The sequence below is a fragment of the Halomonas smyrnensis AAD6 genome (assembly GCF_000265245.1).
GTDB classification, from domain to species: domain Bacteria; phylum Pseudomonadota; class Gammaproteobacteria; order Pseudomonadales; family Halomonadaceae; genus Halomonas; species Halomonas smyrnensis.
Genome location: NZ_AJKS02000016.1, coordinates 31,996 through 56,989, shown reverse-complemented (window position 1 = coordinate 56,989; position 24,994 = coordinate 31,996). Strand labels below are relative to the sequence as shown.

Genomic DNA, 24,994 nt, shown 5'->3' with positions numbered 1-24,994 from the left:
CCCGGCGTGTTGCGCCGGGGTCGGGAGTATTTCGTCATGACCACCCTGACCGCCCCCGTATCCTCTGCGGCTCATGCCGCCGTCGCCGATGCGGGGATTCATCTCGAGATTGCCGGGCTCAGCAAACGCTTCGGCCATTTCACGGCCCTGCAAGATATCGATCTGACCATTCGTGAAGGCGAGTTCGTCTGCTTTCTGGGGCCCTCCGGCTGCGGCAAGACGACCCTGCTGCGCGCCATCGCGGGGCTGGCGCCGCAGAGCGCGGGGCGCATCGTCCAGTGCGGGCGCGACATCTCGCGCCTGCCGCCCCAGGCACGAGACTTCGGCATCGTCTTCCAGTCGTATGCGCTCTTCCCCAACCTGACGGTCTTCGACAACGTGGCCTATGGGCTGCGCAACCGGCGCGACGATCGTCACCGGATGCGTGAACGGGTGGCCGAGCTGCTGGCCCTGGTCGATCTGGTCGGCAGCGAGGGCAAGTATCCGGCGGCCCTCTCCGGGGGGCAGCAGCAGCGTGTCGCGCTGGCGCGTGCGTTGGCCACCGAGCCGGGGCTGCTGCTGCTCGATGAGCCGCTGTCGGCGCTGGATGCGCGGGTGCGTGTGCATCTGCGCAGCCAGATCAAGGCGCTGCAGGCCAGCCTTGGCGTGACCACCATCATGGTGACCCACGACCAGGAAGAGGCCCTGGCCATGGCCGATCGTATCGTGGTGATGAATCACGGCGTGATCGAGCAGGTGGGCACGCCGGCCGAGATCTATCGACACCCCGCCAGCGCCTTCGTGGCCGAGTTCATCGGCAGCATGAACTTTCTCGAGTGCTGCCCGGAAGGCACGCAACGCCTGCGGCTCGGTGAGCGTCGTCTGGATTGCACGACCCATGAGTGCGCCGACCTGGAGCACGCCCGGTTGGCCATTCGTCCCGAGGCCGTGGAACTGTGTCGCAGTGACGAGGGCCTGTCGGCGCGGGTGGAACACATCGAATTCCTGGGGGCCTTCCTGCGTGTCAGCCTGACGCTCGAGGAGTGTCATCAGGCATTGACGGCAGACATCGCCGTGCGAGACGGCGAGGCGCTGCGCCTGACCCCGGGCATGACCCTCGGGGTGCGACTGCCGGCCGAGGCGATGCGACTCTTCCCCAGCCAGGAGGCGCGGCCATGATGGTGGTGATGCCCGCCTGGTCCCGGCGCTGGTCCGGCGAGTCCCTGGTGCGTTTGTTGGCGCTGCTGCTGGCCCTCGGCCTGCTGGTGGTGGGCCTGCTGTTCCCGCTGGCGGCCATGCTGGTCAAGAGTGTTCAGGACCGTGCCGGCGACTTCGTGGGGCTGGCCAACTTCGCGCGCTACCTCCAGACGCCGGCCCTGGCCGGCTCCATCGTCAACTCCCTGACCATCGCCCTGACCAGCACCGCGGTCGTGGTCGGCCTGGCCTTCCTCTGCGCCTATGGCCTGACGCGGACCTGCATGCCCGGCAAGCGTCTGTTTCGCATGCTGGCCATCCTGCCGATCCTGGCGCCCTCGCTACTGCCGGCCATCAGTCTCGTCTATCTGTTCGGCAACCAGGGCTGGTTTCGCGAGGTGCTGATGGGAGAAAGCATCTACGGCCCCATCGGCATCGTCATGGGCCTGAGCTTCTGGATCTTCCCTCATGCCCTGATGATCCTGGTCACGGCCCTGTCCAACAGCGATGCACGACTCTATGAGGCGGCCGAGGCCCTGGGGACCTCGAAGTGGCGCAGCTTTCTGACCATCACCTTGCCGGGTGCACGCTATGGTCTGATCTCCTGTGGCTTCGTGGCCTTCACGCTGGCCATCACCGACTTCGGCGTGCCCAAGATCATCGGCGGGCAGTTCAGCGTGCTGGCGACCGACGTCTACCGACAGGTGGTGGGGCAACAGAACTTCCAGATGGGCGCGGTGGTCAGCGTGATTCTGCTGTTGCCGGCCCTGCTGTCCTTCGTGGTGGACCGCTGGATCCAGCGGCGTCAGGTCGCCCAGCTCTCGGCGCGGGCGGTGCCCTGGCAACCCAGCCCCAGCCCGTTGCGTGACGGGACCTTTGCCGCGATCTGCTACGGCGTGGGGGCGGTCATCCTGCTGGTGATCGGCACCGCCATCTATGCCTCTCTGGTGCAGTTCTGGCCTTACAACCTGTCCCTGACCCTCAAGCATTACGCCTTCGAGGCGCTGGCCGGGGGCGGCTGGACCTCCTGGGGCAATTCCCTGAAGCTCGCCTTTCTGGTGGCGACGATCGGCACTCTGGCGATCTTCTTCAATGCCTGGTTGATCGAGAAGAGCGAGGGCTATCGCCCGCTGCGTCAGGGGCTGCACTTCCTGGCCATGTTGCCGATGGCGGTGCCGGGCATGGTGCTGGGCCTGGCCTATATCTTCTTCTTCAACCAGGCCGGTAATCCGCTGAACTGGATCTATGGCACCTTGATCATCCTGGTGCTCAACACCCTGGTGCACTTCTACACCGTCTGCCATCTCACCTCGGTGACCGCGCTCAAGCAGCTCGATCCGGAGTTCGAGGCGGTAGGGGCGTCGCTGAAGGTGCCGTTCTGGACCACCTTCCGTCGCGTGACCCTGCCGGTCTCCTTGCCTGCGGTGCTGGATATCTCGGTGTACCTGTTCGTCAATGCCATGACCACGGTCTCGGCGGTGGTCTTCCTCTACACCAGCGACACGCGGCTGGCCTCCGTGGCGGTCATGCACCTCGATGAGGCCGGCTACTTCGCCAGTGCGGCGGCCATGGCGGTGCTCATTTTCTTCACGTCTCTGGGCGTCAAGCTGGCGCATGCGGCGATCAGCCATCTGCTGTTGACCCGGGCCCAGCGTTGGCGTCAGGCGGGCTAGGCCCGCCGTCCCTTTTTTTGTTCACTGCTACTGGTATATACCAATGACCATGACCACCTCCGATGCCTATCTGCTCACGCCGGGGCCGCTGACCACCAGCGCGACCGTCAAGGCGGCCATGCAGCGCGACTGGGGCTCCTGGGACGAGGACTTCAACGCCATGACCGCGGAGATCTGTCGTCGCCTATTGGCGTGTGCCAACGCCAGCGAGCGCCATGCCTGCATCCCCGTCCAGGGCAGCGGCACCTTCGCCGTGGAGGCCGCGCTCGGCACCCTGATCGATGCCACCCGAACCACCCTGGTGTTGGTCAATGGCGCCTACGGCAAGCGCCTGGTGAGCCTGCTCGAGCGCCTGGGACGCCCCGTCGAGGTGATGGCGCTCGGCGATGCCACCCCGCCTGATCCGGCGAGGGTCGAGGCGTACTTGGCGGCCAACCCGAACATTGGCTATGTCGCCGTGATCCACTGCGAGACCAGCTCTGGCATGCTCAATCCCCTGGCGGCCATCGCCGAGGTGGTGGCCGCCCAGGGCCGCGAGCTGATCATCGATTCCATGAGCGCCTTCGGTGCGCTGCCGGTGGATGCCGAGCGTCTTCCCTTCCTGGCGTTGATCTCATCGGCCAACAAATGCTTCGAAGGCGTGCCCGGCTTCGGCTTCGTGATCGCGCGCCGCGACGCCTTGGAGGCCGCCGAGGGGCGCTGCCATTCCCTGTCGCTGGACCTGCATGATCAGTGGCGTTACATGACCCGCACCGGCCAGTGGCGCTATACGCCGCCGACCCACGTCGTGGCCGCCTTCCTGCAGGCCATGAAGGAGCACGCCGAAGAGGGCGGCGTGCCGGCACGTCATGCGCGCTACGCCGCCAACCGGGAGCGCCTGGTCGCCGGCATGCGTGAGCGGGGCTTCGAGACCCTGCTGGAAGATCGCTGGCTCTCGCCGATCATCACCACCTTCCTGAGCCCGGCGCACCCGAACTTCGACTTTTCGCGCTTCTACGCCGAACTCAAGGCGCAAGGCTTCATCATCTATCCCGGCAAGCTCACCGAGGTAGAGAGCTTTCGCATCGGCAGTATCGGTCGCCTCGACATCAAGGTGGTGGACCGACTGTTGAGCGCCATCGACACGGCCCTGGCCACCATGGGCGTGGATGACGCCCGTCCTGCTCACTGAACACGACCCACTGGAGATTGACCGATGCAATACCGCACTCCCGAACGCCTGCAGGGCATCGTCCTCGATTGGGCCGGCACCGTGGTGGATTTCGGCTCCTTCGCGCCCACCCAGATCTTCGTCGAGGCCTTCGCTGAACTGGGCATCGCGATCGGCCTGGAGGAAGCTCGCGGCCCCATGGGGATGGGCAAATGGAACCATATCCGCACCCTGTGTGATGCGCCGGCGATCGCCGCGCGTTTCGAGCAGGCCGTGGGCCATGCGCCCACCGATGATGACGTCACGGCGCTCTATGAGCGTTTCATGCCGCTGCAGATTGCCAAGATCGGCGAGCATTCGGCCCTGATTCCCGGCGCGCTTGAGGCCATCGCTGAACTGCGTGAGCGCGGCCTGAAGGTCGGCTCCTGCTCGGGCTATCCCGCGGTGGTCATGGAGCAAGTGGTGGCGCGGGCGCGAGAGCACGGATTCGAGGCCGACCATGTGGTAGCCACTGACGAGGTGCCGAACGGACGCCCGCACCCGGCTCAGGCCCTGGCCAACGTGATTGCCCTGGGGCTCGAGGACGTGGCGGCCTGCGTCAAGGTCGACGACACCGTGCCCGGCATCCTGGAGGGGCGCCGGGCCGGCATGTGGACCGTGGCGTTGACCTGCTCCGGCAATGCGCTGGGGCTCGATCATGGCGCCTATTGCGCCCTGCCGGAAGCCGAGCTGGCCGATAGGCGCCAGCGCATCGAGGCGCAGTTCGCCCCGTCGCAGCCGCACTTCATGATCGACACCATCGCCGATCTGTCAGGGGTGGTCGCCGAGATCGATGCCCGCCTGGCGCGTGGCGAGCGGCCCTGATCCCTGCGGTCCCGGCCGCGGTCGGGACCATCGTGCTGCAAGGAGAGTGTCATGCGACCCTTCTGGTTAGATCAGGCCCTGGCGGTGGAGACGGAAGCGCCGGCGCCACCGCTGGCGCGTGACCGGCGTGTCGACGTCTGCATCGTTGGAGGGGGTTACACCGGCCTGTGGACCGCCATCATGCTGCGCGAGCAGGCGCCAGGCCTGCGGGTGGCACTGGTCGAGGCCGATATTTGCGGTGCTGGCGCCAGCGGCCGCAACGGAGGCTGCGTGCTGGGCTGGGCCAGCAAGTACCCGACCCTGCGTCGGCTGTTCGGCGAAGAGGAAGCCCGTCGGCTGGTTGTCGAGTCCGAGCGCTGCGTGGGGGAGATCGGCGACTTCTGTCGCCATCACGGCATCGATGCCGAGTTCCGCCAGGATGGCACCCTGTTCACCGCGACCAATCAGGCTCAGCAGGCGGCGGTGTCGCCCTTGATGGCTGACTTGGTCGAGCAGGGCATCGGCAGTTTCGCGCCGATGGAGACCGCAGAGGTACAGCGACGCAGTGGCTCGCGGCGCCATCGCCAGGGATGGTTCTCGCCCAGGGCGGCCACGGTCCAGCCGGCCAAGCTGGTACGAGGCCTGCGACGAGTGGCGCGGGCGCTGGGCGTCGAGCTGTTCGAACAGACCCCCATGAAGGCCCTCGATAACGGGTGTCCGGCTCGAGTACACACGCCGGGCGGGACGATCATCGCCGACAAGATGGTGCTGGCGACCAATGCCTGGACGGCGAGGCTGTGGCCGGCTTTCCGGCGTACCATCGCCATCGTCTCGAGCGACATGGTGATCACCGAGCCGATGCCCGAGGCGCTGGCCGCCACGGGGCTGTCCGATGGTGTCTCGGTGCTCGACTCACGCACCTTCGTGCATTACTACCGCACCACGCCCGAGGGTCGCCTGATGCTGGGCAAGGGCGGCAATACCTTCGCCTTCGCTGGCCATGTGCATGGGGTCTTCGATCGGCCGTCGCGATATCGCGATGCGCTGCACCAGAGCCTGACCGACTTCTTTCCGAGCCTTGGCGAGGCCCCGCTGGCGGCCAGCTGGACCGGCCCCTCGGATCGCTCGGTGACGGGACTGCCATTCTTCGGTTCGTTGCCGGGAGCGGCCAATGTCGTCTATGGCTTCGGCTATTCCGGCAACGGCGTCGGGCCCTCGCGGATGGGCGCCAAGCTGCTCAGCGCCCTGGTGCTGGAGCAGGACGGCGCCTGGCGTCGCTCGCCGCTGGCCCAAGGGCCGCTGGGCCGTTTCCCACCCGAGCCGGTGCGCTATCTTGGATCCCTGGCGGTGCGTCATGCCATTCGCCGCCAGGAGCGGGCCGAGGACCTGGGCCGGGCCTCCCGTCCCTGGGATCGCTGGTTGGCCGGCTTCGCGGCGGCGGCGGGCAAGTCCGACAAGCTCGCCTCATGAGTGCGCCGGCACTGGGCCTCGTGCTGCTGTCGGTCTGTCTGCACGCCGGCTGGAACCTGCTGGGCAAGGGGCGCGCGCCGTCCCTGGCCTTCTTCGTGCTGGCGATGGGCTGCGGTGCCCTGGTGCTGTCCCCGATCCTGTGGCTGGGGCCGTCGCCGGCGACACTGCCTCCCGCCTTCTGGGGTTGGCTGGTCGCCTCGGGCCTGTGTCAGATGCTCTACATGGGTGGCCTGGCCTGGGCCTACGCCCGGGGCGAAATCAGCGTGCTCTATCCCGTCGCCCGCGCCTTGCCGGTGGTGCTGGTGCCGCTGGTCTCGGTGGGCGTGCTGGGCAGCCGAGCCCTGACGTCGCTGGATATGCTCGGCATGGGCCTGATCCTGATCGGTGCCCTGTGCCTGCCTCTGACCGGCCGGCAGGCGCTGAGCCCCTCGACCTACCTGACCCCGGCCTTCGGCTTCGCCCTGCTGGCGGCGGTGGCCACCGCCGGCTACTCCCTGATCGACAACCAGGCCCTCTTGCTGATGGTGCAGCACGGCCATTCCGGCCTCTTGGCCGGTGGGCACTTCATGGTGCTCCAGGCGCTTGCGACCTGTGCCTGGGGCGTGCCGGCGGTGCTGTTGCTTGGTGTCGAACGGCGACGGCTGTCGTCGCTGTGGCGACGGGAGCGCATCGCGATACCGCTGACCGGCATCATGGTGCTGTCGACCTATGGCCTGGTGCTGGTGGCCATGGCACTCACCGAGGAGGTGAGCCTGGTGGTCGCCATGCGTCAGCTGTCGATTCCTCTGGGCGTCCTGCTGGGCGTCTGGTGGCTACGCGAGCGTGCGGCACCGGCCAAGTGGCTCGGCACCGCCGTGATGCTCGCCGGCCTGTGGGTGGTGGCGCTGCCCTGAGTCGACGCATGTCAATCGTCGTTCCCCGCCCGCACGGGCGGGGAACGGTCAGCGTTCAGATCGATCCACGGGCGTGGGCCTCGGCCAGTCGCCGCACCTTCGGGGCGAAGTGCTCGAAGCCGGGCGTCGGTTGTCCGGGCGCCTTGCCGGCATCGTCCAGCCGACGCACCTTGAGGATGGCCTCCAGGTGGGGGTGCCGGGCGAAGCGCGCCATTTCATCGCCCTGCATGGGTCCCCCCTGCAAGCGCAGGGAATGCTGCGACGCGCGGGACAGCCCCTCGGCGTAGCTCGGCTCCACCGCACTGAGATAGCGCTTGGCCGCCACGTGTTCGCGGATGCAGGCCACCACGGCCGGTGGCAGGTGATCTTCCACCAGGGCCGCGCCACTGCGCTCGTGGCAGCGATCCTCGGTGTCGGTGAGGGCAAAGGTGCCGAGGTGGCCGGCGAAATGGCCGATGTCGTGGAGCAGGGCGCCGACGATGATCTCGTCGCTCTCGCCCTGCTGTTCGGCCAGCCAGGCGCCCTGCAGCATGTGCTCGGCCATGGTCACCGCCTCGCCCAGGTAGCTCTTGGCGCCCTGATCGGCGAAGAGGGCGGCGAGTCGATCGACGACGGTATCCGCTGTGTCGGTCATGCGTTATCTCCTCGGGCATCGGCCTCCAGGCAGGCCAGGGTAGACAGCAGGCTGTCGCGGTCGGCGTAGCAGCCCTGCAGCCAGCGAGAGCCTTCTCCCGAGTAGCCGGTGCGCGCATGCAGCACCCGGGTGTTGTCGACCAGGAAGGCCTCGCCGGGGGCCAGCTTGAAGGTCACGCCCATCTCGGGCGACTCCAGGAGTTCGCCGAGGCGGCGGTAGGCGGCGTAGTAGGCGGCCATGTCGGCGTAGGGAATGTCGGTGAAGGGCGCGGCGGAGCGGTTGTTGAAGCGGATGCCGATCAGCTCACCGTCCGGTGCCAGCTCGATCATCGGACGCCGGGCCTGGAGACAGACATCCCCCAGGCCGCGGTACTCGAAGCGCGCGCAATAGCCCGCCAGCAGCTCGAAGCCATGGGGATTCTCCTCCCGCAGCCGCTGCGCCGCACGAAAGCCGTCCACCACCCGGTTGTCGCCGCCGGCCGCGGAATTCTCCAGGCAGTAGAGCAGCTGCAGGGTCGGCACCGGATCCCGGTAGGGGTTGTCGGTGTGGGCGGGCAGGCCAAGGCCCGTGAAGGCCAGATTGGTCGGGGCGATCTCGCTGCGGACCTCGAAATAGCGACCGTAGTTGGTCTCCCGGGGGAAGCCGAACTGGGCCACCACCTCAAGCAGGGCACCGTCCTCGACCGGCCCCCCCGTGAGCTTGCCGATGCCGTAGCGGCGAATGTCGGCCAGCCAGCGGCGCTTAGTCGTGGTGTCGTTGCCGAGGGCCGTGATATCGGCGGTGGGCAGGCGCTCGGCCAGCGAGGCGTCCCAGGTCTCGCGGTGCGCGTCGAGCCAGCCGCGGCGGGTGGGCGGTTCACGATCATAGGCATGCTGCCAGAGCCAGGCGCCGTCATAGGCGAAATCGCGCCCTTCCGGCGCCATGGCCACCATCAGGCGTCCCGCCTCCACCCGCGCCTCGGTCAGCCGGAGGGCAGCAGGAATATCCGCGAGGCTGATCAGCCGCTGGCCGTTGTCGGGGGATCGGGTGGCGGCGTCCTGGGCGTTGTCGCGTAACCAGATGGTATGGAAGCGGCGCCGCTCGCCCTGTTGGAAGGTGAGGAGGACGGCCTGGCCGTCGTCGATGACTTCGGCGGTCTCGAGCATGGGGATCTCCACGGCACGTTGAGAGGAATGAATGCCTGGTCATTGGACGATGCCGATGGCATAACGACAATCAACTGTTTTGGAGAAGAGGGGGCGATAATATTTATGGCTGAATCGACGGCGCTGTTGCCCTCGCTGGAATGGGTGCGGGTCTTTGAGGCGGCCGCGCGGCTGGGCAGCTTTACCGCCGCGGCTCGGGAATTGGGGCTGACCCAGGCCGCGGTCAGCCAGCGCATCCGTCACCTGGAGGAGCGGCTGGGGGTGTCCCTGTTCGAGCGCCAGTCGCGGGGGGTGACGCTGTCGCTGCAGGGCGAGGCCTGGTTGCCCCACGTGCAACAGGCGCTCGAGCGGCTGACCCACAGCGCCGACAGCCTCTTCGCGGCGCCACGCACTCGGCTCAGCCTGATGGCCTCGGTATCGATGATCGAGCTCTGGGTCGTGCCGCGGCTGGCCGAGCTGCAGGCCGTGTTGCCCCGGCGACAGCTGATCCTCTCCACCATGCATCGCTGGCCGGACTACGCCCAGGCGGAGGCCGACCTGGACATTCGCTTCGGCGAGGGCGACTGGCCGGAGCGGGTCAGCCATCGGCTATTCGGAGAGGCGCTCACGCCCATGGCGACGCCGGCGCTTCTGGCGCGCGTCGATGACTGGCGTCGGCTGCCCAGAATCGCCGTGGCCGGACCACGGCTCGGCTGGCGGGAGTGGGACCAGCAGCGGGAGGAGAGGCCTGGTCCCATGCCGGTGGTGCGCCTGGATAGTATGGTGCAGGCGCTGCGCGCCGCCGAGGCCGGGGCGGGCGTGCTGCTGGGCTCGTTGCCCCTCTGTCAGGCGGCCCTCGAGGCCGGGCGACTGCGGCGTGTTAGCCCGGAGACGTTGCCCATGGTCGAGGGCTACTGGCTGACGCGGCGCAGCGCCCCTCCCATTGGGCATGAGCTCGAGCATGTGCTGTCGGCCTTGCGTCCTGCGAAGGCTGTCACCGACCGAGGGCGGTGAGCAGGCGGGCGCCACCTCTCCCCTCGGTGGTCGGTGCCCGCATAAGCGACGACCTCGTCTCTCATGGTGCTCGAGCGATATGTAGCAGGATTCACCGGGACCGCACGCCGTCATGGCACGAGCGGTGGACGATCACGCGTTGGGCACGAACGGCGTTATACCCAGAGCCCGACGGCCCCTGGAAGCCTCGGGGTGATGCCCAGATTCAGTGGCGACAGCGAGGCGAGTGTCTTGCCGGCCGATGTGTTCCGGGGGGTAACGTCGTGAGGGATTCATCCCATGCGGAAAGAGGTGTCATGGAAGGGCAGGGCGTGACGCCATGTCCCGGAAAAACCCTGAGTCGCCTGAAGGCCCCTATAGCGCTCGTGGACATGGAAGTATCTCGTCGACCCGTGGCAAGATGACTCGTCTACGGAGGGGGAGGGCAAGGGCATCATGCACTTCAGGAAAGATGGCAGCCGAGCCGATGAGATGCTGTGCCGAATGACACATCAGGCGCTGCTGCTGCTGGATGAGGCGGGATGCATCCTGCAGGGCAGCCAGGCGGCCTGGACGCTGATCGGTGCGCTCGAGGCGAGTGCCGTGGGCCAGCCTTTCGGTGAGTGCCTCCCGCGCAGCGACGGCCCGCCCGAGCACGACGCCGATGCCCTGCTCGACCAGGCCCGGCACAGCCTTCGGGTGGTGCGCGACTATCGTCCGCGTCGCCACCGCGACGGTCGGCTTTTCTGGTTGGATGTCCGCATCGAGTTCCTGCCCCCCCACGGCGATATCCCCGCAGGTTTCGCGATCACCCTGGCGGATGTGACCGAGCGTCACGTGGCCGAGGAGCAGCTGCAGGACAGCCTGCGCATGCTGCACCATGCCGAGCAGACCGCGGGGCTTGGCCACTGGCGTCTGGATCTGGCGACCGAAACGGTCGCGTGGTCCCCGGGGGTCTACCATATCCACGGCTTCGATCCGCAGCAGGCGGTGGACCTCCAGGACGCTATCGGTTCCTACATTGCCGAGGACAGGCCCCATATCGAGCAGCTGATAGCGGACGCCATCGCGAGACAGCAGGGCTTCGCCTTTCGCGCCTCGCTGCGTCGTCCCGACGGCACGCTGCGCATGGTGGACGTCAAGGGCAGTGTCGAGACCGATGATCAGGGGCATGCCGTGGCGCTGTTCGGGGTCATCCATGATCGTACCGCCGAGAATCTGGCCACCCGCCAGCTGATCGCCGCGCGTGATGAGGCGGTCAGGGCCGCGGAGGCCAACATGATGCTGTTGGCCACCATGAGTCACGAGATCCGCACCCCGCTCAGCGGGATCATCGGCATGATCGACGCCCAGCTGGCGGGCGATCGTGACGAGGACCGGGAGCCGTCGCTGCGGGCCATGCAGGCGGCCTCGCGTACCCTGATGGTCTCCCTGAACGACGTGCTGGACCACGCCAAGATGGAGAGTGGTCACTTCGAGCTCGACAACACGGCCTTCGACATGGCCGAGGTGCTGCACGCCACGGCCGATCTGTTCCAGGCCAGTGCCCAGGACAAGCGGCTGGTGCTGGAGCGCGAGGTCCACGGCCCCATCGGCGTCATCGGCGACCCCGCCAGGCTGCAGCAGATCGTGTCGAACTACCTGAGCAATGCCATCAAGTTCACGTCGCGCGGTTCGGTGCGACTGTCGGTCAGGGAGGAGGGCGATGATCGGCTGCTGATCGAGGTCATCGACACGGGGATCGGCATCGCCCCCTCGGTGCAGGAGGCGCTGTTCACCCCCTTTCATCAGGCCGACCGCTCCATCGCCGGGCGTTTCGGTGGCACGGGGCTGGGGCTCTCCATCTGCCGCCTGCTGGCGGAAGCCATGGGCGGCACCGTGGGCGTCGAGAGTCGGGTCGGGGTCGGCAGCCGCTTCTGGCTGCGCGTCACCCTGCCCCGGGCCCGGATCTCCCAGCAGGCGCAATCGGACCTCTCGCGTGCCGAGGTGCTGCCGCGGGTGGCGGGGCGGGCCCCTCATGTGCTGGTGGTGGACGATACCGAGACCAACCGGTTGATCGCCGAGGGCTGCCTGAGGGCCATCGGCGCGACCTGCGAGGAGGCCGGCAGCGGCCTCGAGGCGCTCGAGAAGCTGTGTGCCTCTTCGTTCGATGCGGTGCTGCTGGATAACGCCATGCCGCTCGTCGACGGTGCGACCTGCCTCCGCCTGATACGCCAGCTGCCGACGCCCCTCGCGCATCTTCCGGTGCTCGGGTATACCGCGGACCGGGAAGCGGACAACGCCACGGGGCTCGAGGCGTCGATCCTCGACGGGATCCTGGGCAAGCCGCTCGACCGCGACCGCCTGCTGGATCTGCTGGCCCCGCTGCTGGAGCGCTGGGCCCGGGATCGCTGTTCGGCCGATGCGCCGCTCTCCCCCGAGGCGGCCGCCGCCGCCGAGCGGTGCCTGGATGCGCTGATCCCCGCGCTGGAGGCGGAGGAGACGGCACCGGCGCATCGGGCCCTGGCGGCACTCCGGGAACTGGGGCAATCGTCGCACGATGGTGCGCTGCAACGGCTGGCCGCCTTCTTCGAGGGGTGCCTCGCGGAGCTGGACGCCGCCCTGGCCCAGGCGCTGCTGACGGCCGTCAGGCAGCTGCTGGTCCGCCTTCAGGGGCAGGAGGGCGAGGCTCGCGGAGGGGACGTCGCATGAGCGATTCGCCGTCCGATGCCGAGACGATTCGGCGCCTCGAGCGCCGCCTGCGCCGTTCCGAGGCCGCGCGGGAAGAGGCCGAGGAGATCCTCGAGCGTCGCAGCCGCGAACTGCTCCAGGTCAATGACCAGCTCATGGCCCGGGAGAGCGAGCTGCGGCAACGCCTCGACAGGGAGACCCAGTATCTGCTGCGCGCCCAGCGCACGGCACGCATCGCCAGCTTCCATCGCGATCGCGGCCGGCGATTCTCGACCTCGCCGGAATTTCACCGCCTGCTGGGGCTGGACCCCGGGACCCGGCCCGACGAGCAGGCGCTGCTCCGCCAGATTCATCCCCTGGATCGTGAGCGCGTGCGGCGCCAGGAGGCCGAGTTCTATGCCTCCGCCGCGCCCGGGGTCGATCACGGCTATGAATTTCGCATCCTGCGTCATGGCGAGACGCGCTGGATGCGCTGGAACATCTGTCGAGAGGATGACGCCGACGGGCGCTTCAAGTCGCTCTTCGGCACCGTGCAGGACATCACCGAGCAGCGGGCGTCGGATCGACGGGCCCGGGCGCTGGCGCTGATCGCCGATCGCCGGGTCCGCCAGCTGGTGCGCCTCAGCAAGGAGCTGCAGGCGAGTCGCCAGGCGGTGGAGGAGGCGTTCTACGCCAAGGCCGATTTCCTGGCCGCCATGAGCCACGACATCCGCACGCCGCTCAACGGGCTGCTGGGCATGATCGACCTGCTGTCGCTGGGCGAGCTGAACCCGGCCCAGGCCGAGCGACTCGGCGTGGCCCGTGAGGCGGCCCACCAGCTGCAGCGCCATATCGAAGAGATCGTCGACATGGCCCACGCCGATGACGGGGCGCCGGGGATCTTGCTGCAGGAGGTCGAACTGCGGCGCTACTTCGATGGCCTCCTGCAGTTCTGGCGCTACGGGCACGAGCGCATCGGCCGGCGCCTGTCGCTGGAGCTGGCGGCCTCGGCGCCGGAGCGCCTGGTCACCGACCCCACCCGCCTGCGTCAGCTGATGGATGCCTTCATCGAGCGGCTCGGGGAGGGGAGCGCGCCGATTCGCCTGATCGTCGCGACGGAGGATGCGTCCCTGCGCATCGACATCGTCAGCGCCATGGACGGGCGCGTGCTGCAGGAGCGCCGGGATCGCCGCCGCGCGCTGCTCGAGCGCTGGGCGGCGTCGATCGAGGCCGTCGTCGAGCCCTGCATGGCGGCGGGCGTGACCGGATTCACGCTGCGTCTCCCGCTGCGCCACGAGGTGCCGGACGCCCCCCGCGAGGCGGTGCCGGGCGGTGCGCCCGTGCCGGCCACGCCGCTGCCGGACCGGCTGTTCGGCGAGCAGGCGCGCCCGCGGCTGCTGGTGGTCGACGACATCGAGACGAACCGCGTCGTGCTGTGCCAGATGCTGGAGGTGATGGGGTGCGACAGCGACATCGCCTGCGATGGGCGAGAGGCGGTCGACAAGGCGCTGAGCGAGCACTTCGATGGCGTGCTGATGGATATCCTGATGCCGCGGATGTCAGGGCTCGAGGCGGTCGCGGAGCTGCGCCGCCATCCGTCGCTGGCCGCCTTGCCCATCGTCGCGATCACCGCGCACACCAACCGGGAGGAGCTCGGCGAGCTGACCCGGCAGGGCTTCTCGGCCGCGATGGCCAAGCCGGTGGATCGTCAGCGCCTGGCGGCCATTCTGCTGGAGCAGCTGAGCGGCGAGCCCGGCCCCGACGCGGATCGCCCCCGGCCCCTCCGACGCCCTCGAGGCGGCTTCATCGCCCCCTGCCGTGGCGGAGACGCCGGCCTCGGCCCCTGCCGTGGACGAGGCGCACTTCCAGGCGATCTTCACCTCGCTTCCCCCGGCACGCCGCAAGATGCTGCTCCAGGCGGCCGTCGACGATATCGAACGCCTGGTGGCGGAGGTGGTCGCCGCCCATCGGCTCGGCGAGCGCGAGCCGCTGCAGCGGGCGGCCCATAGCCTCAAGGGCGTCGCCGGGAATGTCGGCGCCTTCCCGCTGATGGCCACGGTCAATGCCCTTCGCCATGCCGAGCCCGAGCGGGCAGGTGGCCTGCTGGCGGTGCTGGAACAACAGAGCGCGGACGCGATCGTGCGCGCCCGCGAGCTGTTCGAGTCCCTGCCGACCTGAGGCTCAGTAGGCCCCGCGGCTGGTCAGCACCGCCGGTACCGTGCGCAGCATCAGCGCCAGGTCGTGGAAGACGGATTTCCGACCCAGGTACTCGATGTCCATGGTCACCTGGCGCTCGAAGGGGATGTCGGCGCGCCCCGAGACCTGCCAGGTGCAGGTGATGCCGGGCTTGCCCGCCAGGCGCTGCCAGCTGCTGCCGGCGTAGGTCACCACCTCGTCGGGCAGGGCCGGGCGGGGGCCGACGATCGACATGTCGCCGCGCAGCACGTTGATCAGCTGCGGCAGTTCGTCCAGCGAGGTCTTGCGCAGCCAGGCCCCGATGCGCGTGATGCGCGGGTCCCGCTTCATCTTGAAGCACACGCCGTCGCGCTCGCTCTTGGCCAGCAGCTCGGCGCGGCGCGCCTCGGCGTCCTGCACCATGGAGCGGAACTTGAGCATTGTGAACGGCTTGCCCTGGGCGCCGATGCGCCGCTGGGCGAACAGCGCCGGGCCCCCATCCTCGCCGCGAATGGCCAGTACGATCAGCGCCAGCAGGGGCGAGAGCAGCAGCAGGGCGGTGCCGGAGATGGCGATGTCCAGCGCTCGCTTGGCGGCGGCATGGGCGACGTGGGCGGGCCGGCGCGCGGCGAGGCCCTGGCCGATGGCGTGGGTCATGAAGGTGACATTGCCCAGCAGGTAGCGCCTGGCGAGGCGACGCGGCTCCTGGGCCAGCCGCCAGAGCCACTCGCCGCCCAGGCGGCGCAGCAGGGCGGGGGCGCGCGAGACGTTGCCCGCGTAGTAGTCGAACAGGCCGCCGACCCCCAGGGCCACGGGGGTATTGAGGACCGCGCGATGCTCGGCGATCCACGCCTCCTGGAGCGGCACTCCGAAGCCGACGAACAGCAGCGCCGGCCGGGCCGCGTTGATCCCCTCGATGATGCGCGGGGTATCGGCGGCCGCGAAGTAGCCGTGCTGGGTACCGGCCACGATCAGCCCGGGGAAGCGCCGCTGCATCTCCTCGGCGGCGCGCCGGGCGGTGCCGGGACGGCCGCCCAGCAGGTAGATGGAGAGCCCCTGCCTGGCGGCCCGCTCGCAGAGCATCGGGAAGAGGTCGGTGCCGTTGAGGTTGTCGCCGAGGGAGACGCCCGCCAGGCGAGAGGCCAGGCGCATGCCGGACCCGTCGGGCAGCAGCAGATCCGACTGGCGCAGATGACCGCGATAGCGGGCATCGGTACGGGCCACGTTGACGCAGTGGGCATTGACGAAGTTGACGACGGCGCGTGCCGGCTGCGTGGCCAGCGCCATGATGCGCGACACGGCCTGGGTCCGGGAGGCGTTCACCAGCGGCAGCCCGAAGAGGCGAGTGGTGGGGAGCGCCTCCCGCCCGGGAGCGACGAAGTCATGGAGCCCGCGGCGAGAGGAAGTGGCGTCGAGGTGGCGAAGGGTATCGGTGAAGACGGTCATGGCAGGCTCCAGCGCGTCGTAGGGTGGACTGCCCATCCCGTATCAAGAACCGTGCCAGTTTTTTTATTGCTTTAATAACAGTGACTTGCGTCTTTGTCCTCGCGGCGTGTCGCGGAAGATTTGCAATCTGCAATGAGGAATGCGACGTCGCGTTGCGTTACGCGATGCACCCGGGGCCGCTTTGATGCAGATCGCTCAGGGTGAGTGTTCAAGTTATTGATAACATTAGAAATGGTGAGGTTGGCCCGGAAATTGAATAACCGTTTCGGTCCCTGATCCCCCGGAGAGCACCATGAACCCTGCCCACCTGATCGCCCGCTGCCGTACCGCCGATATCGGCCAGCTGCTGAGTGGACTCGCCGCCTTCGGCGGGGCCGAGGTGGCGACGCGGCTCATCCGGATCGCCAGCGTGGTCGTCATCGCCCGGCAGGTCTCGCCGACCATCATGGGCGTTGCCGCCCTGGCGCTGAGCCTGTTCGAGGTGGTGCGGGTGCTGGCCAACGCCGGCATCGGCCAGCGCATCATCGCCGAGTCTCCGGAGCAGCTGGCGGCCACCTGCAACACCGCCCATCGCCTCTTCTGGGTCTGGTGCCTGGGCGTGAGCCTGATCCAGCTCACGCTGGCGGCCGTGCTTCACGCCTTCGGCATGGGGGAGATCGCGGCGATGCTGGCCGTGCTCTCCGGGGTCTACCTGTTCATGCCCGCGGGACTGGTCCAGGTCTTTCTGCTGATGCGTGACGGCCGCTTCGGCATCATCGCGCGGATCACCGCCGCTCAGGCCATCGCCGATCAGCTGCTGACGCTCGCCTTCGTGCTGCTGTGGCCCAGCGCCTGGGCCATCGTCCTGCCCAAGCTCGTCACCGCCCCGCTGTGGCTGCTGCTGGTGCGCCGGGCCAAGGCCTGGCGGCCGCAGGCGGCGGCCGGGCTGACGCCCTGGCGGTCGTTTCTCGGCTTCGCCGCCGGCGTGCTGGTCTCCGAGCTGGTCAACGTCGGGCGCACCCAGCTCGACAAGCTGCTGGTCGGGGCGCTGTTCGGCGTGCAGGCGCTGGGCATCTACTACTTCGCCTTCAACGCCGGTCTCGGCATCACCACGTCCTTCATCACGGCCCTGGGGCAGGTGCTGTTCCCCTACATCAGCGCGGCCCAGGCCGCCTCGAGCCGCGCCCGTCGCTGCCGCCAGGGGCTGTGGCTGGGGCTGGCGCTCTTCCTTCCCGTGCTGGCGCTCCAAGTCGGCCTGGCCCCCTGGTACGTGCCTCTGGTGTTCGGCGAGCAGTGGCGGGAAGCCGCGCCCCTGGTCTCGGTCCTGGCGCTGGGCGCGGTGCCGATGATCTTCGCCGCCGTGGCCAGCGCCTGGCTGCGCGCCCAGTGCCGCCCCGGCGTCGAGGCGCTGCTCAACAGCGTCGCCGCGGCCGCGGCGCTGGGCGGGTTGACCCTGTTCGCGGGATTCGGCCTCATGGCATCGGCATGGGCCTACGTGATCGGCCTGGCCCTGGCGCTGATTCCCGCGTCGATCCATCTGCTGTCGGGGCGTGAAGGCATCGCGACCCTGGCCGGTTTCCAGAGGGCCTCCGCATGACGTCGCCAAGATTCTCCGTGGTCATCCCCGTCTACAACGGGGGCGAGGCGATCGATGCGACCCTGGGCAGCGTGCTCGACCAGCGCGAGACGGACTTCGAGGTCTGGCTGGTCAACGACGGCTCGACGGACGACACCCTCGAACGGCTCACCCGCTGGCAGCGGCGCGACGCGCGCATCCATGTCATCGATCAGGCCAACGGCGGCGTGGCCCGCGCCCGCAATGCCGGTGCCGAGCATGCCCGCGGCGAGCTGATCGCCTTTCTCGATGCCGATGACCTGTGGGCGCCCGACAAGCTCGAGGCACACGCGGCCTTCCACGAGCGGCACCGAGGCGTCGAGATCAGCTATGCCCGGATCGCCTTCCTGCATCCGGACGACCCCGGGCTGGAGGCCGCCCGGACCCTCTCGACGGTGCCGACGGGGGCGCTCGCCCTCGAGCAGGCGCTGGGGGAGAACCCGGTCTGCACCACCTCCAACCTGGTGGTCACCCGCGCGTGCTGGCAGGCCAGCGGCGGCTTTCGCGAGGGCATGCAGCACGCCGAGGATCAGGAGTGGCTCGCGCGGGCGATCGCCGGCGGGGCAAGGGCCGTCGGGCTGCAACGCGTGCTGGTGGGGTACCGGCTCTCCACGGGAGGACTGTCAGCCGATCTGCCCGCCATGTACGCCGGCTGGCGGCGGCTGAGCGAGGCGTATGCCGAGGGCTTCGACGTGGCGGCGGCGCGGGCGCTCTACTGTCGCTACCTGGCGCGCCGTGCGCTGCGCGCCGGCGGCTCCTCCACCCAGGCCTGGGACTTCGCGCTCGAGGGCCTCAAGAGCTCGCCCGGCGCCTTCCTGAAGGACAGGCGCCGGGGAGCGCTGACCGTGATCGGCGCGCTGGTCAGCCCGCTGCTGCCCAGGGCGGCGCGCATGCGCCTGTTCGCCTAGGGCGCCACCCCGGGGGCCGGGAAGGCGGGCGATCGTTGCACTTTGCAAAGACGCCCGTCGCCGAATTGCAGCCTGCATCGCATTGTGGTGACAGATCGCACGTCGGCGGACGCGGCTATTCGTTATCCTGCTGTTTCTGAAAGAAAAAATAAGTTGGCACGGTTCTTGGAATGTAGATAGCGAACCGCAGCGCTTTCCCCTTTCCAGGAGCCTTCCCATGAGCCACCCCATCTTCTCCGTCGTGATGCCGGTCTACCAGGTCGAAGCCTTCGTCGGTGAGGCGATCGCCTCCGTGCTGGAACAGACCTTTCGTGATTTCGAGCTCATCATCGTCGACGACGGTGGGAGCGATCACAGCATGGAGATCTGCCGCGGCTTCAGCGATGAGCGGATCCGTATCGTCACCCAGCACAACCGTGGCCTGGCCGGCGCGCGCAACACCGGCATCGCCGCCGCCCGCGGCGACTACATCGCGCTGCTGGACTCCGACGATCGCTGGCACCCCACCAAGCTCGCCCTGCACTTCATCCACCTGCGGGCCAGCGGCGAGGTCGACGTCAGCTATGCCGGCTCGCGGCTGATCGATGCGGCGGGGCGCCCCCTGGGGATCGAGCAGCGGCCGCGCCTGACCGGCATCAAGCCTCACCACGTGCTGATGAGAAATCCCGTGGGCAACGGCTCGGCGGCGGTGATCCGCCGCTCGGCGCTGGATCGCGTCGCCTTCCCTCACCCTCGTGAGCCGGGGCGCACCTGCTGGTTCGACGAGAGTTTCCGCCAGTCCGAGGACATCGAGCTGTGGCTGCGGATGAGTGCCGGCGCGGGCTGCGTCTTCGAGGGCATCGAGGGGAGCCTGACCGACTACCGCATCCTCGGCGGTGGCCTGTCGGCCAACATGGTGCGCCAGTTCGAGAGCTGGGAGCGGGCCATCGACAAGGCGCGCGACTACGCGCCGGCCCTGCTGGCGCGCTACGGCCGCCGCGCCAGGGCCTATCAGCTGCGCTACCTGGCCCGTCGCGCCGTGCAGCTGGGCGACGGCGGCTTCGCCGTGTCGTTGATCGGCCAGGCCTTCGCCGCCAGCCCCTCGATCCTGATTCGCGAGCCGCTCAAGACGCTGGAAACCACCCTCGGGTCGCTGGCGGCCCGCTGGCTGCCGCGCCGGGCCTTCCGGGCGCTGGCGGCGCGCCGCCTCGGTGCCGGAGCCGCGGCATGACGCCGATCAGGGTGGTGCATCTGCTGGACGACGTCGCCCCCGGCGGCGTCACTCAGGCGCTGGCGATCTACGACCATCCGGGGCTCGCCGATCTCGTGACCTCGCGGGTGGTCCAGGTGGTGCCGGACAGGCCCCGGGTGCCGCGCCTGGAGGCCGATGTCATCCTGACCCACTTCCCGCCGCGCTGGCGCGCCCTGCCGTTCCTCGCCGCCCTGCGCGCCCGCTACCCGCGTGCGCGCCTGATCCACGTCGAGCACAGCTACACCGGGGCCTGGGAGGCGCACTGCGTGCCTCATCGGCGGCGCTTTCGCACCATGCTGCGTCTCGCCTACCGGCTCTTCGATGACGTGGTGGCGGTCTCTCACGGCCAGCGGGCGTGGCTGGAGCAGGCGGTGGGCATCCCCGGGCGCCGCCTCAGCGTGATCTCGCCCTGGAGCGACGTGCCCGACCTGGCGGCGATCGCGCCGCCGGACGAGACGCATCGGCGCCCGCTGGTGGTCGGCGCCTACGGGCGCTTCGCCGAGCAGAAGGGCTTCGATCGGCTGATCGAGGCCTTCCGGGGGCTCGACCCCGAGCGCTACACGCTGCTGCTGGGTGGTTTCGGCCCTCAGGAGGCGGCCCTCAAGGCCACCGCGGCGGGCCTGCCCCATGTGCGCTTCATCGGCCCGGTGTCGGATCGCGCGGCCTTCCTCGCCCGGTGCGACGTCATCGCGGTGCCGTCTCGCTGGGAGGCCTTCGGGCTGGTGGCCACGGAGGCACGCCAGGCGGCGCGGGCCCTGCTGGTGTCCGATGTCGATGGCCTCCCCGAGCAGCTCGGCGAGGCGGGGCTGCGAGTCGACTTCGCCTCCCCGAGCGGACTCCAGGACAGCCTGGCCGCGCTTAGCGAGCGCTCCCTGGCGGAGCTGGGCAGGCGGGCCCGCGCCTCGGTGGCCGGCCTGACCGAGGCGCGCCTCGACGCCTGGCGCCGCCTGCTGGGCACGGATGCCTGACGCCTCTTCTTCAAGACGCCGGCGTTGAGGCATCTCGAGCGGCGACGGCGAGTCGACGCTTCAGTGAGGCGGTTCTCGCGGCCACGCCGACCAGCAGCAGCGCCGGCCAGTAGAGGTAGCTCAGGATCTCGAGGTTCTCGCCGAAGCTGTAGAGCGTCAGCAGCAGCAGCATCGACAGGGCGACGCGTCCGACGGGGTGCGTGAGCGAGAGTCGCGCCGCCATCCACAGGCTCGCCAGCAGCGGAAGGAGCAGGGCGAACAGGCCGGTGATGCCCTTCACGAACAGCAGGCCGAACCAGCTGTGGTGGCTGCCGATGGGCATGTACTCCACCAGGTGGGGGCCGTTCTCCACCACGCCGTGGCCGAACCAGGGCGCCTCGTTGCGCCAGCGCTCCACCGCGATCCTCCCCAGCGCCGCGCGCACCCGGCTCGAGTCGGCCCGCGCGCCCACGAAGCGCGCGATCGCCTGGTCCAGCAGCATCTGCAGCTGCGGCGCGAAGAGCCCCAGCCCCAGTATCGCGGGCGCGGCGGTGAACCAGGTCCAGGGCCGGCGCAGCTGGCTGATGCCGAAGGCCAGCGGCCAGACGATGGCGAGCGCGACCAGCGCCAGGCGCGACTGGCACAGCAGGGCCATCATCAGGCCCGCCCCCACGCCGATGATCTTCCACCCCAGGTGTTTCTCCTCCAGCGCGCACAGGATGTGCACCACGGCGACCATGCCGGCCGCCGGCGCCCAGGGGGCGAAGAACTGCCAGCGCGGCACCCCCGTGCCGGGCTCCAGAGTGTAGAGGATCACGGCGAAGTACTCGGGCCCCGAGCCGCCCACGATCTTCAGCGGCGAGACGTAGAGCAGGCCCGGCAGGCCGATGAACGGCGCCACCAGAAACAGCGGCAGCAGAATCAGGGTCTGCAGCCCCAGCCGGCAGACCGCGCGGTAGATCACCTCGGGGCGGATGGCGAGCACCGCGCCGGCGAAGGGGAACAGGGCGATCAGCGCCCAGCCCTTGGCCCAGCCGATGGAGGACTTGATGGTCTTGCCCAGCCCCAGCCCGTTGAGCACATGGCCCACGATAAGGATCACCAGCATGGCCAGCATGCCGACCAGCCACAACAGGATGGTCGGATGCAGCGGCGGCGGTCGCTGGTGCTGGGGCAGCGCGGGGCCGAGGTAGAGGGTGACGGCGGCCATCAGGCCCAGGATCCAGGCCAGTGCCGGTCCGGCGATGTACAGGCCGCCGAACACCCAGAGCAGCCAGGTGCTCTGAATCGCCACCGAGATCAGCTTTTCGGCAGCATTAGCTGGATAAGGGGTTGGCGCAGCCATAGCAGCAGGAAGCCCATGGTGACGAGGATCGAAGCCACCACCGCGCCGGCGACGGCCAGCAGGGTGGAGGGCGAGGAGGGGCCCCGCGGCAGCGAGGGGAACTCGAAGGTCTGTACCAGGGGGTAGGAGGCGAAGGGGTCGGCCTTGTTGGTGTCCAGGCGCGCCAGGGCGGAGGAGAAGACCGCCTCGGCGACGCGCTGTTCGCGCAGCAGGTCGGTCAGCTCGGCGGCCTTCTCCACCAGCGCGTTCGCCTCATCGCTCTGCTGGGCGATCTGCTCCCGGACCTCCGCCAGCGCCGCCTGGGCGCCGGCGCCGCTGCCCGCCGTGCGCATCAGCTCGTCGAGCAGTCGCTCGCGGCCATCGCTGACGGAGAGATCGGCGAAGCCGAGCAGGGTCTCGGGAGACAGCGGGGTCAGGTCGGTGCCACGCTGCACCAGCGACTGGCGCAGGGTACGGCGCTGGGCGCTCAGCTCGGTCAGCGTCAGGTGCTGCTCGCCCAGGGTGGCGCGCGCCTGGGTCCAGTCGGCCAGCACGCCGGCATAGCGGGTCAGCAGCGACTGGAACAGCGGGTCGGCGCGCAGCAGCTGTGCGCTGCGTGCCTCGTCCAGGGAGATATCGAGCATCTCGCCGAGCCGGCGGGCCTGGGCCTCACTGCGCCGCACCGCCTGGCGAAACTCGCGTTCGCTGCCCTGCAGGCCGTCGACCACGTTGAGCCGCTGATGGAACTGATCCAGGGTCGCCAGCCCCGTCGTGCCCTGGAACTCGAGGACCCGGCGCTGCGCCTGCTGGAGCTTCTGCTCCAGCTCGTCGAGCCGCGCGAGGTCGGCGGTCTCGCGCTTCGCGGCCTCGTCCTGACGCAGGCGCTCGAGTCCCGACAGGAAGGCGAGCCGGAGGGCCTCCAGGCGCTCCTGCGCCTGCTCGGGGCTGGCCCCGGGCATCGACACCATGATCAGGTTGGTTTGATCGACCAGCTTGACGGTCGGCTCCGGCAGGATCTCGGCGTCCTCCGCCAGCCTGGTCGCCCCCTGACGCAGGATCAGGTCCGCGCCGAGCAGGCGCTTGTAGTTCTGCGTCGGACTGAGCGAGGGGCTCGAGAAGGCCGAGGTCGTCTGCGACGTGGCCTGGCCGATGGATTCGAGGTTGATGGAGCCGCCCGCGCCGGAGCCGGGCAGGATCAGCGTCATCGAGCTCTTGTAGCTGACGGGCGCCAGGATGAGGTAGAGCGCCACCAGGCCCCAGATCACGATCAGGCAGGGCAGCAGGGAGGCGGCATAGCGCCGGTAGCGGCCGGCGGAGGGCAGGCCGTCCCGCACCAGGTACCAGAATCGTTGCAGCCGGCGAGGCTGTGTCGAGGTGTCTTCGCTCATTGTGCCAGGTCGTCGATCAGGATGGCGGTCGCCGCGGAGCCGAGCGCCTCGCCGAACAGGGCGATGGCGTCGCGTGCGTTCATGGCCCGGCTGTCGTAGCAGGCGATGGCGTCATTGGGCATCAGGTAGGGATTGATGCGGTCCCGCTGGGCATGTTCCAGCATCCCCTCGATGTCGCGCTGGATCACGACGCTGTGGCCGTTCAGCGGATTGGCGGAGATCAGCACGGCCTGGCGATGCGCGTTCATGGCCGAGCCGCCGATGCAGTTGGCGGAAGCCAGGCCCTGCAGCAGCCGCGTGCCGTAGGGCAGGCTGCTGGATTCCTTGCCGATGGCCGAGTTGGCATTGCTGGCGGCGGGCCGAGACAGGTTCGACAGGTAGACGCGGATGCCGGGGGGCGTCAGCGGGCTCGGGCGCACCAGTCGCTCGTCGAAGCACGCCGTGCTCGGCACGATGACACGATCGCCCGGGGAGAGGCGAACGTCGCCCAGACGCGTGCCGTCGAGCAGCCCGCTGAGGTCCAGTTCGGTCCAGCGCTGGCCACGTACCACCCGGATGCGCGTCAGGTCGGCATCGGGCCGCGCGCCCCCGGCGGCGCGAATGGCGGCCGCGACGCTGCGTTCGCTGTTGGCATCGCCGCTGGCCGGTCCCTCGCGCTGGCCCACCAGCGTCTCCCTCGCGCGCTCGCCGATGCGCACCGTGCCGGCCTGGAAGACGGCGCCGCTGACCGGGACCGAGAGGCCGGCGCTTTCCATCAGCGATACGTCGACGACCCTCGGCAAGGGGCGAACCAGGCCGGCCTCCACCAGCCGCTCTGCCAGCGTCGTCTCGACCTGGCGCAGGGTCTTGCCCCGGGTGTCCAGCGGCGCCAGGCCGGGCAGCTCGAGGCGATCGTAATCATCGATCACGTAGGCGCGGGAGAGGCGGCCGTCATCGCCGACCACCTGGATGCGCAGCCTGTCCCCCGGGCCCAGCATGTCCCCCTCCCGGCGAAGGTCCGTGGCCGGGACACGGTCGAGCGCCGGGTCCATCTGCGCGGGTCGCCCGGGCACGCACTGCTCTCGAGCCGTCTCGAGCTCCTCCTGCTGGGGCATCCACCGCGCCTCCGCCCGGTTGTCGGGGGTCGGCGCCGAGGCGCAGCCGGTGAGGATCAGTCCGAGGAGGATCGTGCCGAGGATCGCCCGAGCCCGGCAGACGCTATCGTCCATGCGCTTTCTCCCTTCATTAGAAGAATACTGTAGTAGATTGAATACAAGATTCGGGCCAGGAGGGAAGAAGTTTCTCCTGTTGCGTGGTGATGATGCCGAGTGGCGTGCCGGAGCGTGGCGGCAGACGAGGGTTGAGATCGGGAAGGCGGAGGGAGCGCCCGGCCCCGAGGC

The 24,994-nt window shown here is 69.2% G+C and carries 20 protein-coding genes; 14 read left to right on the top strand and 6 right to left on the bottom strand.

The annotated features are described in order from the left end of the window. Positions 1-36: 36 nt before the first annotated feature. Genes UYS_RS0214335 through UYS_RS0214310 form a run of 6 tightly spaced genes read left to right on the top strand, consistent with a single transcriptional unit; the run spans position 37 to position 7,202 of the window. On the top strand, positions 37-1,158 hold the full coding sequence (locus UYS_RS0214335) for a putative 2-aminoethylphosphonate ABC transporter ATP-binding protein (protein ID WP_016856210.1): 1,122 nt from the start codon (positions 37-39) through the stop codon (positions 1,156-1,158). After that, a complete protein-coding gene (locus UYS_RS0214330; protein WP_016856209.1) occupies positions 1,155-2,846 on the top strand; it encodes a putative 2-aminoethylphosphonate ABC transporter permease subunit in 1,692 nt (563 codons plus the stop codon). Before UYS_RS0214335 ends, UYS_RS0214330 begins: the two co-directional genes overlap by 4 nt. A gap of 43 nt (positions 2,847-2,889) precedes the next feature. Then, a complete protein-coding gene (locus UYS_RS0214325) occupies positions 2,890-4,017 on the top strand; it encodes a 2-aminoethylphosphonate--pyruvate transaminase (protein WP_016856208.1) in 1,128 nt (375 codons plus the stop codon). A gap of 24 nt (positions 4,018-4,041) precedes the next feature. Beyond that, the gene (gene phnX / locus UYS_RS0214320; RefSeq protein WP_016856207.1) at positions 4,042-4,860 is read left to right on the top strand and encodes a phosphonoacetaldehyde hydrolase; all 819 of its coding nucleotides are present in this window, start codon (positions 4,042-4,044) and stop codon (positions 4,858-4,860) included. A 51-nt stretch (positions 4,861-4,911) separates the two neighbouring features. After that, complete coding sequence (locus UYS_RS0214315) at positions 4,912-6,309, top strand: FAD-dependent oxidoreductase (RefSeq protein WP_016856206.1); 1,398 nt, start codon at positions 4,912-4,914, stop codon at positions 6,307-6,309. Continuing rightward, a complete protein-coding gene (locus UYS_RS0214310) occupies positions 6,306-7,202 on the top strand; it encodes an EamA family transporter (protein ID WP_016856205.1) in 897 nt (298 codons plus the stop codon). Before UYS_RS0214315 ends, UYS_RS0214310 begins: the two co-directional genes overlap by 4 nt. 55 nt (positions 7,203-7,257) lie before the next feature. Here UYS_RS0214310 and UYS_RS0214305 read toward each other — a convergent pair whose 3' ends face one another. Together UYS_RS0214305 and tmpA are read right to left on the bottom strand one after the other, a co-directional pair. After that, positions 7,258-7,836 carry an HD domain-containing protein gene (locus tag UYS_RS0214305; RefSeq protein WP_016856204.1) on the bottom strand — a complete coding sequence of 193 codons (579 nt, stop codon included), beginning with the start codon at positions 7,834-7,836 and terminating at the stop codon, positions 7,258-7,260. Beyond that, a complete protein-coding gene (gene tmpA, locus UYS_RS0214300) occupies positions 7,833-8,981 on the bottom strand; it encodes a 2-trimethylaminoethylphosphonate dioxygenase (protein WP_016856203.1) in 1,149 nt (382 codons plus the stop codon). Before tmpA ends, UYS_RS0214305 begins: the two co-directional genes overlap by 4 nt. Before the next feature lie 105 nt (positions 8,982-9,086). Here tmpA and UYS_RS0214295 point away from each other — a divergent pair, with 105 nt between their 5' ends. From UYS_RS0214295 to UYS_RS0214280, 4 genes are all read left to right on the top strand, one after another. Next, on the top strand, positions 9,087-9,974 hold the full coding sequence (locus UYS_RS0214295; RefSeq protein ID WP_040478593.1) for a LysR family transcriptional regulator: 888 nt from the start codon (positions 9,087-9,089) through the stop codon (positions 9,972-9,974). A 483-nt stretch (positions 9,975-10,457) separates the two neighbouring features. Beyond that, complete coding sequence (locus tag UYS_RS0214290; RefSeq protein WP_016856201.1) at positions 10,458-12,644, top strand: hybrid sensor histidine kinase/response regulator; 2,187 nt, start codon at positions 10,458-10,460, stop codon at positions 12,642-12,644. Next, the gene (locus tag UYS_RS17770) at positions 12,641-14,611 is read left to right on the top strand and encodes a response regulator (RefSeq protein WP_026068577.1); all 1,971 of its coding nucleotides are present in this window, start codon (positions 12,641-12,643) and stop codon (positions 14,609-14,611) included. The genes UYS_RS0214290 and UYS_RS17770 overlap by 4 nt, the downstream gene beginning before the upstream one ends. Beyond that, positions 14,556-14,780 (top strand): Hpt domain-containing protein, encoded by a 225-nt coding sequence (locus UYS_RS0214280; RefSeq protein ID WP_237738473.1) that lies wholly within the window; start codon positions 14,556-14,558, stop codon positions 14,778-14,780. The genes UYS_RS17770 and UYS_RS0214280 overlap by 56 nt, the downstream gene beginning before the upstream one ends. 3 nt (positions 14,781-14,783) lie before the next feature. Here UYS_RS0214280 and UYS_RS0214275 read toward each other — a convergent pair whose 3' ends face one another. Then, positions 14,784-16,223, bottom strand: a complete 1,440-nt coding sequence (locus tag UYS_RS0214275; RefSeq protein ID WP_016856199.1) for a WecB/TagA/CpsF family glycosyltransferase — start codon at positions 16,221-16,223, stop codon at positions 14,784-14,786. Positions 16,224-16,515: 292 nt separating this feature from the next. On the opposite strand from UYS_RS0214275, the gene UYS_RS0214270 reads away from it, so the two are divergent. The 4 genes from UYS_RS0214270 (at position 16,516) to UYS_RS0214255 (ending at position 20,924) form a co-directional block, all read left to right on the top strand. After that, entirely contained in the window at positions 16,516-17,799 is a 1,284-nt protein-coding gene (locus UYS_RS0214270) for an oligosaccharide flippase family protein (RefSeq protein WP_016856198.1), read from the top strand. After that, positions 17,796-18,725 carry a glycosyltransferase family 2 protein gene (locus tag UYS_RS0214265; RefSeq protein ID WP_026068575.1) on the top strand — a complete coding sequence of 310 codons (930 nt, stop codon included), beginning with the start codon at positions 17,796-17,798 and terminating at the stop codon, positions 18,723-18,725. The genes UYS_RS0214270 and UYS_RS0214265 overlap by 4 nt, the downstream gene beginning before the upstream one ends. A 217-nt stretch (positions 18,726-18,942) precedes the next feature. Beyond that, positions 18,943-19,935: a glycosyltransferase family 2 protein gene (locus UYS_RS0214260; RefSeq protein WP_016856196.1), complete on the top strand. Its 993-nt coding sequence runs from the start codon at positions 18,943-18,945 to the stop codon at positions 19,933-19,935. Then, positions 19,932-20,924, top strand: coding sequence for a glycosyltransferase family 4 protein (locus tag UYS_RS0214255; protein ID WP_016856195.1), 993 nt, complete (start codon positions 19,932-19,934; stop codon positions 20,922-20,924). Before UYS_RS0214260 ends, UYS_RS0214255 begins: the two co-directional genes overlap by 4 nt. Before the next feature lie 10 nt (positions 20,925-20,934). On the opposite strand, the gene UYS_RS0214250 is transcribed toward UYS_RS0214255, so the two are convergent. Genes UYS_RS0214250 through UYS_RS17490 form a run of 3 tightly spaced genes read right to left on the bottom strand, consistent with a single transcriptional unit; the run spans position 20,935 to position 24,823 of the window. Next, positions 20,935-22,197: a hypothetical protein gene (locus UYS_RS0214250; protein WP_016856194.1), complete on the bottom strand. Its 1,263-nt coding sequence runs from the start codon at positions 22,195-22,197 to the stop codon at positions 20,935-20,937. A gap of 5 nt (positions 22,198-22,202) precedes the next feature. Beyond that, on the bottom strand, positions 22,203-23,615 hold the full coding sequence (locus UYS_RS0214245) for a GumC family protein (protein WP_016856193.1): 1,413 nt from the start codon (positions 23,613-23,615) through the stop codon (positions 22,203-22,205). Further along, positions 23,612-24,823 (bottom strand): polysaccharide biosynthesis/export family protein, encoded by a 1,212-nt coding sequence (locus tag UYS_RS17490; protein WP_016856192.1) that lies wholly within the window; start codon positions 24,821-24,823, stop codon positions 23,612-23,614. Before UYS_RS17490 ends, UYS_RS0214245 begins: the two co-directional genes overlap by 4 nt. Positions 24,824-24,994: the final 171 nt, after the last annotated feature.